10 protein-coding genes are annotated in these 8,873 nt (G+C 47.5%); 8 read left to right on the plus strand and 2 right to left on the minus strand.

Translation table 11 applies throughout. The features are described from left to right. Nucleotides 1-186 precede the first annotated feature (186 nt). The 5 genes from C504_RS18135 to C504_RS0116375 all read left to right on the plus strand — a co-directional run bounded on the left by C504_RS18135 (nt 187) and on the right by C504_RS0116375 (nt 3,892). Nucleotides 187-1,515 carry a putative bifunctional diguanylate cyclase/phosphodiesterase gene (locus C504_RS18135; RefSeq protein ID WP_018690450.1) on the plus strand — a complete coding sequence of 443 codons (1,329 nt, stop codon included), beginning with the start codon at nt 187-189 and terminating at the stop codon, nt 1,513-1,515. Between the two features lie 293 nt (nt 1,516-1,808). Further along, complete coding sequence (locus C504_RS0116360) at nt 1,809-2,378, plus strand: carboxymuconolactone decarboxylase family protein (RefSeq protein WP_018690451.1); 570 nt, start codon at nt 1,809-1,811, stop codon at nt 2,376-2,378. Between the two features lie 73 nt (nt 2,379-2,451). Further along, nucleotides 2,452-2,658, plus strand: coding sequence for a hypothetical protein (locus C504_RS0116365; RefSeq protein WP_018690452.1), 207 nt, complete (start codon nt 2,452-2,454; stop codon nt 2,656-2,658). Continuing rightward, nucleotides 2,636-3,280 carry a DsbA family oxidoreductase gene (locus tag C504_RS0116370; RefSeq protein WP_018690453.1) on the plus strand — a complete coding sequence of 215 codons (645 nt, stop codon included), beginning with the start codon at nt 2,636-2,638 and terminating at the stop codon, nt 3,278-3,280. The genes C504_RS0116365 and C504_RS0116370 overlap by 23 nt, the downstream gene beginning before the upstream one ends. A 3-nt stretch (nt 3,281-3,283) precedes the next feature. Further along, nucleotides 3,284-3,892 carry a TetR/AcrR family transcriptional regulator gene (locus C504_RS0116375; protein ID WP_018690454.1) on the plus strand — a complete coding sequence of 203 codons (609 nt, stop codon included), beginning with the start codon at nt 3,284-3,286 and terminating at the stop codon, nt 3,890-3,892. Between the two features lie 97 nt (nt 3,893-3,989). Here C504_RS0116375 and C504_RS0116380 read toward each other — a convergent pair whose 3' ends face one another. Together C504_RS0116380 and C504_RS0116385 are read right to left on the minus strand one after the other, a co-directional pair. Beyond that, nucleotides 3,990-4,739, minus strand: a complete 750-nt coding sequence (locus tag C504_RS0116380; protein WP_018690455.1) for an SDR family NAD(P)-dependent oxidoreductase — start codon at nt 4,737-4,739, stop codon at nt 3,990-3,992. Nucleotides 4,740-4,840: 101 nt separating this feature from the next. Then, a complete protein-coding gene (locus tag C504_RS0116385) occupies nt 4,841-5,530 on the minus strand; it encodes a GntR family transcriptional regulator (RefSeq protein ID WP_018690456.1) in 690 nt (229 codons plus the stop codon). 314 nt (nt 5,531-5,844) lie between these two features. On the opposite strand from C504_RS0116385, the gene C504_RS0116390 reads away from it, so the two are divergent. The 3 genes from C504_RS0116390 (at nt 5,845) to C504_RS0116400 (ending at nt 8,754) form a co-directional block, all read left to right on the plus strand. Beyond that, nucleotides 5,845-6,861 (plus strand): TRAP transporter substrate-binding protein, encoded by a 1,017-nt coding sequence (locus C504_RS0116390; RefSeq protein ID WP_018690457.1) that lies wholly within the window; start codon nt 5,845-5,847, stop codon nt 6,859-6,861. Between the two features lie 79 nt (nt 6,862-6,940). Next, a complete protein-coding gene (locus C504_RS0116395; RefSeq protein ID WP_018690458.1) occupies nt 6,941-7,447 on the plus strand; it encodes a TRAP transporter small permease in 507 nt (168 codons plus the stop codon). Continuing rightward, the gene (locus C504_RS0116400) at nt 7,444-8,754 is read left to right on the plus strand and encodes a TRAP transporter large permease (protein ID WP_018690459.1); all 1,311 of its coding nucleotides are present in this window, start codon (nt 7,444-7,446) and stop codon (nt 8,752-8,754) included. Before C504_RS0116395 ends, C504_RS0116400 begins: the two co-directional genes overlap by 4 nt. Nucleotides 8,755-8,873: the final 119 nt, after the last annotated feature.

Consider the following 8,873-nt stretch of genomic DNA (forward strand, 5'->3'; position numbering starts at 1 on the left):
AAAAACTGCACAATTTCATATGTTTACGCGATCAATGTTTATAAGGTTGACGCGCTTCGTGCCCGGCATAATGATCGCTTGTGTCGGCTTATGAACTTGGTCGAAATTTCTCTGACAATATCTTCTTAATAAGTCAGATGCTATTTATGGGCTGAAACATCTTATGATGCCAAGCTAGGAACATTAATGGCAATCACGAAGCCGCCGATCTTGTCTGAGTTTTCCAAGCAGTATTCAACGCGAATGGTCACGGCTTTTCGGTATGGATCGCTGGCGATTGCTGGCATCGGTCTCATCCAAGCCGTCATTTTTGCCTTGATTGGTTCGTGGTTGGTAGTGGCAATGGAGGTCGCTGTTTTCATTGCGGGGATCGCAATTTACATTCTGATCCGGCGTGGCCATCTTGCTTTCGGGGTTTTGGCCGGCCAAGCCGCATTGATGGTGATTGCAATAGCAATGGGATTGCTTCTCGATGTCCCTACCTCTGAAACACCCCGTATCAGTCATCTTTATTTGTTGGTTTTGGCGGCTTTAGGCTATCTCAATTATCAGCGAGAAAATTCACGGGCTCAGTTGGCACTGATTGGTCTGTGCCTACTGTCGTTCATTGTGCTCTCCAGTGCGCATCTAACATCGCCCTATGTTGTACTGCCCGAAATGGTGCACACCATAGGCACTTGGGCCAATGCATTTATGGCCACAACAATGCTTGCCGCTTGCATCCATGCCATGCAGGCCGAGTTCACACGCAAAGACAAATTCAGCCGTGATCTTATGGACGCCCTATGGAGAGGTGAGTTCCATCTCGTCTATCAGCCACAGGTCGATGTTTCGAAAAATACAATTGGCGCTGAAGCGCTTCTGCGCTGGAATAATCCGCAGCGCGGCTTGGTATCTCCTGTCGAATTTATCCCGCAGGCGGAAAAACTAGGTCTTATGGTCGCCATCGGCAGCTGGGTGCTCGAAAGGGGTTGTTTGACCTTGGCCGAATGGGGCGAAACGCCTCATCTTCGACATTTGACCTTGTCCATCAATGTTAGCACCAGCCAGCTTATGCACGAAGATTTTGAGACATTTGTGCGCGACACACTGGCTAAAACCCATGCGGACCCGCAGCGACTTGTCCTTGAATTGACCGAAAGCGTGATGGTCACTGACATCGAGTTGGTGATTGCTAGGCTCAATGGGCTGCGTGAAATGGGGATCACTATTGCACTCGATGATTTTGGCACGGGTTATTCTTCGCTGTCATATCTGCGCCGTTTGCCTATCCAGCAGATAAAGATCGACCGCAGCTTCGTGCAAGATGCCGTGAACAGCTCAGGCAGCGCTTCGCTCGTCAAGAATATTGTCACTATGACTCGAGATTTGGGACGCACCGTTCTGGCCGAAGGGGTGGAGACGGTAGAGCAGCACGAGCTGTTGGCTGAGTTCGGCTGCATTGAGTTTCAAGGTTATCTCTATGGTAAGCCCATGGCTTTGGCCGAATTTGAAGAGCGCAACATGGGTTCGTGAGAAGAGCTTGCGGTTCGTACAGGGAGGAGCAAACGTAAAAGTTTTCTTTCGAGCGCCTTCATTTCGCAAAGACCTATGAAGCCATGGGGCAGGTGGTCACGAAAGCGAAGTAAAGCTTCGCTACTCTGTACAAAAACAATTTTCCTTTAGCGTTGGTTCTTACCGAAACTGTTCGGTTTCAGTTTGGTCGCATCACGTTTGAGTGATTACTCAATTATACTGTTGAGTGATCACTCAAATTATTCTAAGTGTCAATCATCGAAACCGAGAAGAATTTCTAAAAAGGAAAATCCATGACAAACTTTACTATTCACACGATTGAATCTGCACCTGAAGCAGGTAAGCCGCTTTTAGAAACATCACTTAAAAATAATGGTCGCATTCCAGGTTTGCACGGCACCATGGCAGATGCACCGCCATTGCTCGCAGCTTATAATTTCGCGCATCAGCAGTTCATGGCAACCTCAATGACTGATGAGGAGAAAACTGTCGTTTGGCAAACAATCAATGTTGAAAACAATTGTCATTACTGTGTGCCTGCGCATACTGGAATTGCGAAAATGATGAAGATCGATGATGCAATCACTGATGCTTTGCGCGATGAAACACCGCTTCCGACTGCCAAACTCGAAGCCTTGCGTACATTCACATTGGCTATGGTTCGTGACCGCGGTTTCGTTGCTGAAGCCGATACTCAAGCCTTTTTAGATGCCGGTTTCACAGAAACGAACATCCTTGAAATCATTCTGGGCGCTGCGCAAAAGCTGATGTCAAACTACACCAACCACTTTGCAAAAACGCCTGTTGACCAAGTGTTCCAAAAGTTCGCTTGGGAAAAGAAAACAGCAGTCGCGGCTGAATAATTGAAGCGCCGGAGTGTGTGATCGCTTCGGCACTTACCCCGACCAAGTGACACCTATCTGTGTGGCGGGTGTTATGGTTTTTAGCCCTTCGCTTCTTGCGCTGTTTTTCACCCGCTCTATGGTAATTGGTGCTTATGACACCTACCTCACTGTCCTATTTACAGCGAATGTGTTCACACTGTTGTTTGAAATCAATGATTTGCATTTATGGCTTGGCGTGATCGTCGTGTTATTAGACGCATCTGGAGTGTATAAATATGACCGAACCCCTACGTATTGATATTGTGTCTGATGTGATGTGCCCATGGTGCATTATTGGATATCGCCAATTGTCTGCAGCGCTTGAGGCCTCAGGAACCGCGCACGAAGTTCACTGGCATCCCTTTGAACTAAACCCTCAAATGCCTGCCGAAGGGCAAAATACGCGCGAACACATCATGGAAAAATACGGCAGCACGCCGGAGCAATCTGAGCAATCGCGCCAGCAGATGAAGGCACTGGGCGATAGCCTTGGATTTGACTTTGCATGGACGGATGATTCCCGCATGCACAACACATTCAACACGCATCAATTGCTGCACTGGGCAGATACGCAAGGCCGTCGCCACGATCTTAAAATGGCGCTGTTCACAGCTCATTTCACGGATCAGCGCAACCTATCCGATGATAATGTGCTAGCTGATATAGCCGCTGAAATCGGCTTGAACCGCGAAGAGGCTTTGGCTGTTCTTGAAGATCAGCGCTATGCAAATGACGTGCGCGCCGCCGAAACTTTTTGGCAACAACAGGGTATTTCAGGTGTGCCGGCCGTCGTGTTTGATCGCAAACACCTTGTCACAGGTGCACAAGGCGTGGAAAACTACACGAATATTCTGTCCCAAATCGCAAAATTGAAAAGTTGACCCATGGCCCGCGCTGCAAATTATGATCGTGACGCCGCACTTGATGCGGCCATGGCTGTGTTTTGGCGCAAAGGCTACCACGCAACGTCGCTAAAAGATTTGGAAGCGACACTTAGCATGAAGCCGGGCAGTATATATGCTGCATTCGAGAGCAAAGAAAACCTCTACCTCTTGGCGATAGAACGTTATTTCGAAACGTCACGCCAAGGGTTTAGAGCAAAGATGATGCAGTTTGAGTCACCACTGGAAGGGTTGGCCGCACAGTTTCAAAACTACGTTAGCCTTGCGGATGCAGACCCGTCACGCCGATCTTGTATGTTGATGAAAACGCTTGTGGATACCAAATCCACAGATCCCAAAATTGCTGAAGCTTCACAGAAATATTTAGATCGTATGTGCGCGGAGTTCGCAAAGACATTCGAGACTGCGCTAGATATTGGCGAGTTGCCTTCAAACGCAGATCCCAAACGGCTCGCACGCCGATATCAAGCTAATTTAACTGCCTTGCGGGTAGAGTTGGAGCGAGAAAGATCAAAGGACGACATGATCGCGCTTGCTGAAGATATGGCGCAAGAAACAATGCAGATCGGCCTGTCGCAAACATCTCATTAATGGCGAGTGTATAAAAAAGGACCGCAGTCGATTAGACCGCGATCCTAATAATGTGAAACGATGGTTCTGCTTTGAACTAACCGTGTTTATCGGCCGCTTAAGAGAACAAAATACCGCCATTGATGTCTATGCATGCGCCAGTAATGAAGGCGGATTGGTCAGATGCAAGGTATGCGACTAAATTGCCGACATCTTCAGATGATCCTTCACGCTTCAGCGGTGTGGCATTGGCAACGTTCTTGCGAACTTCGTCCTTCGTGAAGGTGTTGTGGAAGTCAGTGCTTATCATACCTGGGCAAAGCGCATTGACGCGAATTTTAGGGCCGAATTCTTTTGCCATGCCACGGGTCATTGTCATGACTGCGCCTTTAGAGGCAGCATAAGCAATAGCGCCAGGGCCACCGCCGTCACGTCCAGCTTGTGAAGCGAAGGTTATGATGCTGCTTCCCTCAGACATGTGAGGCGTAGCTGCTGAAACCAAATGAAACAGCGACGTCACATTCAGATCCATAACAGCATTCCAGTGCGCCGCGTCCATTTCACCAAATTTCTTGCGTGCAACAAGACCGCCCGTAACATGAACTAAAACGTCAATATCACTGTTAAATCGTGATTGTGTTTCGCTGATAAGTTTTTGAACATCAGCAGGCTTTGTCATGTCGCCCTGTAGAGCAAATGCTTCGCCGCCAGCATCAACAATTTCCGCGACAGCAGAATCGGCACCGTAACCACTTGAGTGATAATTGATTGCGACTTTTGCACCTTCTTGAGCCAAGCGAAGCGCACAAGCGCGGCCAATGTCGCGGCCACCACCGGTTATGATTGCTGTTTTACCTTTTAAATTCATTACGAGCTCCTCAGCTTGAACCGCTGATTGCGATTTGAGATTACAAACTGATAATCTGGTATGGTAGTTTTCTGGAGGTGTCAACGCTGAAGTTGGAAAAGCTAGTCTTCAAAAAAGTCTGCGTGATTTTCGCAGGCTTTAAAAAGCGTCCCATCAAGGTGAGCTAAGTGATGTCTGGTGCATGCAACGGCCAAGTCTTCGTCTTTGGCTTCGATGGCGTTTACAATGTCGCTGTGGTCTTCGAGCACTTCAGCCATACCAAATGTGTCGGCTAATTCCAATGTGCATACGCGATCTGTATGGGCTTTATTTGCGGCTATAACCTCAAAAGCTTGCACGCGATCCGCAGCAAAGCAAATCAAGCGGTGGAATTGGTAATCCAGACTATGCAGCTGAATGGAGTCTTTACCTTCAATTGCCAGGGCTTGTTTCTCTAAGTTATCTCGCAGGAGAGCGAGGCTATCTTTATCAGCTTTCTTGCAGGCAATACGCACGACCTCGACTTCGACCGCTGTCCGAATAAACCGTGTATTTCTAAGGTCTTGGAGAGATATTTTGCGCACTAGTGTGGCTTTTTGCGGCCTGATTTGCAGCAAGTTTAAGTCCCCCAAACGTAGGAATGCTTCACGCACAGGCTGCCGTGAAACTTCATATTGTTTGGCAATCTCAACTTCAGAAAGTTTTGCTCCAGGCTGCAAACGCAGCGAAACAATATCGTCTTTCAGCTTTTGAAAAATCTCTTCAGCTGAAGTTTGGCGTCTCGTATCACTCAGTGTCTGCTGAATATTCATATGCTGCCCCGTTGCGTGAAGTGCGCAGTTACGCGCACATCTTTAGTAACCCGATATTCTCGCCGTAATCAATCTTTGGCTGCGCTCTAGGTTTCTGCGTTGTGGTTACTCGTTTTTAGGATTGTGGCACAGCCTATTTGTTTTTCAGGCTGGTGACTTCTCTGTGTCATTAAAACAATCTACAAAGCAATTTACCATACTAGTCAACATTTTTATTGACGAAACCCTAATAAAGGGGTTACCCCAAATTAAGGTTCATTGAATTTGTCGCCTCAAGGCAGTCATGAACGCAAATAGCAACTGGGAGGATTACTATGAAACTTTTTGATATGGCCAAGAGACGCAATTTGGGATGTGCGTTGGGTTTAGCGTTGGCGCTCGCTATAGGCGCGCCTTCAATTACGCCTGCGAATGCGCAAGAGGTTACACTGCGCGGCGCGAGCATGTTCGATGAAAACCACGCCTTTACTAAAACGATGGTCAAGTTCGCTGAGCTGGTTGACGAATATTATGATGGCGACGTGAAGTTTGATCTGCGGTTAAACAGTGAGCTTGGCGTCGAAAGCGACTATGTGAACTTTCTGCAGCAGGGTGTAGCAATTGATTACACCATTTTAGCGCCGTCAAACATGGCAAAATTCGCGCCATCCATTCCGTTGATGGACATGCCTTTCTTGTTCCGTGATCTCGATCATTGGGAAAAGGTTCTATCAAGCACCACTTTCGCACCGCTCGAAGAAGAGCTTTTGAAAAACGCCGATATCAAGATCATTGGCTATACAGGCGGCGGTGTACGCAACCTTTTATCCAGTGAGCCAGTGGTAAATCTTGATGATCTTCAAGGTCATAAAATGCGTGTTATGGGCGCTCCAATTCAGGCTCAGATTTTCGCAGCTCTTACTGCAGCGCCGTCAGCAATTGCCTATAATGAAGTTTATAACGCTATTCAGTCCGGTGTTATTGCAGGCTTTGAAAACGAAGCTGCGAGTATTCAAAACCTTAAATTTTACGAGGTTGCACCAAACGTGACGCTCACACGTCACACGATCACAGTGCGCCCAATCGTCTTTAGCGGAAAAACTTACCGGAATTTGCCAGAAGGTCTTCAAGCAGCAATTCAAAAAGCTGGAATGGAAGCTGGCGCATATGGCCGCGAACTTGAATCGCGTGAAGATGGTCTCAAATTACAAGAGATGATCGATGCTGGTCAGATCAAAGCAACAGAGTTCGAAAACCGAGAAAAATTGCTTGAAATGGTCGTGCCTGTACAAGACGACTATGCTGCAGAAATCGGTGCTTCCGATTTGCTAACAGCTATCCGCGATATGTAAAAACATGAAAGGGCATTCGTTTGGCGGATGCCCTTTTCGTTTCTCGATATAACTTTTCCGACCACAGTGGGGATCTAATATGTTCGGGCATGCGCTGGAAACTTTTTGCCATGGTTTGAAATTTTTAATTGGCTGGCTTATGGCCGCGCTCGCTATCCCTGTCGGGTTGCAGGTCTTGTCGAGATATATCGATTTCATCCCGACATTTTTATGGACTGAAGAACTTTCCACGTTCATTTTCATCTGGATTGTGATGATCGGCTCTATGGTCGCCGTGTGGGAGGGAACGCATTTTGATGTCGTTATCACTCCAGACGCGGAGCGACCTTTCATGGTCCTGCTGCAAAAAAGCGTAGTTTACATTTCCATATCTATTTTTGCATTTTTGTTTGCTTGGTATGGCATCGAATACGCCAAGGTTGGTTCAATACAAAGCTCAGTAATGATGCGCGCCAACCTCTTATGGATTTACATTTCAGTGCCGATCGCCGGTTCATTTTGGGCGCTTTTCTCATTTTACCGACTATACGAAGCGGTTGCCGCATATCGCCAAGCCGTCAGCGACAATAAGGGCTCAACATCATGATTATTTCCACAGGCATCGCCTGCGCCCTTCTTGTTGGCGGGTTTCTATTTCTCATTTTCATTCGCGTACCAGTGGCTTTCGCCCTTGGTTTGGCAACGATACCGATTGTCGTTTTCGATGTACGTTTGACGCCGTTTATTATTATCGACCGGATGTTCCAATCTTATAATTCGTTCATTCTACTCGCTGTCCCGTTTTTCCTGCTTGCTGCGAACCTCATGAATTCGGGCCAAATTACAGACAAACTAATTGCGCTGGCGCGCGTTATGACCGGATGGCTGCCAGGTGGCCTTGGTCATGTGAATGTTGCCGTATCTATGCTTTTTGCTGGCATCTCAGGCTCATCGACAGCTGACGCTGCAGGGTGCGGTAAAATTCTTATCCCCGCGATGGAAAAAGAGGGGTACGACTTACGCTTTGCCGTAGCGCTGACCGCTTGTTCGTCTGTTATGGGCGTAATTATCCCGCCGAGCATCTTAATGGTTGTGTGGGGCGGCGTTATGCAGATATCCGTCGGCGCGTTGTTTTTGGCGGGCGCTATTCCAGGCTTTCTCATCGGTTTCGCCTTAATGGCAACGGTATATGTTTACGCAAAAATCTATGATTATCCGATTGTCGCAAAGCCTACATTCGCCACGTTCTGGCAGGCATTAAAAGGGGCTTCGCTCGCCTTGCTCACACCGCTTCTTGTGATCGGTGGCATCGTTGGCGGTTTGGTTACACCAACAGAAAGCGCCATTATTGCTGCGGCTTATTCTTTAATCCTTGGCGTATTTGTCTACCGCACCGTAACAATTAGGCATCTGGGTTTCATATTCTATGAAACGGGCCGATTTGCCTCAATCTCCTTGTTTGCCATTGGTACAGCATCTGCATTTGGATGGATGTTGTCATTCTACAATGCACCGCGTTTGATCGTGGAGCTCATGACAACTTTGGAGTTCGGCACATTTGGGACGGCGATTTTGATCGCAGCTTTATTCCTATTCTTTGGTTTGTTTATTGATGCCATTCCAACAATTATTATTCTGGGCACAGTGCTAATGCCTGTTGCAACAGCGGCGGGAATTGACCCTGTTGTGTTTGCGATCATCGGCATTATTTCTCTAGCTTTCGGACTGGTAACGCCGCCCTATGGGCTGTGTTTGCTGATCTCTGCGTCTATTGGCAACATCAATGTGATGAAGGTTTTGCCGGACGTCATAATCATTCTGGCGCCGATGATACTCATCTTACTTTTGGTGATTTTGTTCCCTGAGATCGCATTGTGGTTGCCTACAACCTTAATGCCAGACTCTTTTAAATAAGCTCAAAAATGCGCCGCGCCGCGCCGATTTTTTATAACTTATGAGGACTAAAATGCAGATTTCCGAAACGCGCTATGCGATTGATCCACCAACGGCCAAAACCCTCGACACAGATGGCT

Source organism: Ahrensia kielensis DSM 5890 (genome assembly GCF_000374465.1).
Lineage (GTDB): Bacteria > Pseudomonadota > Alphaproteobacteria > Rhizobiales > Rhizobiaceae > Ahrensia > Ahrensia kielensis.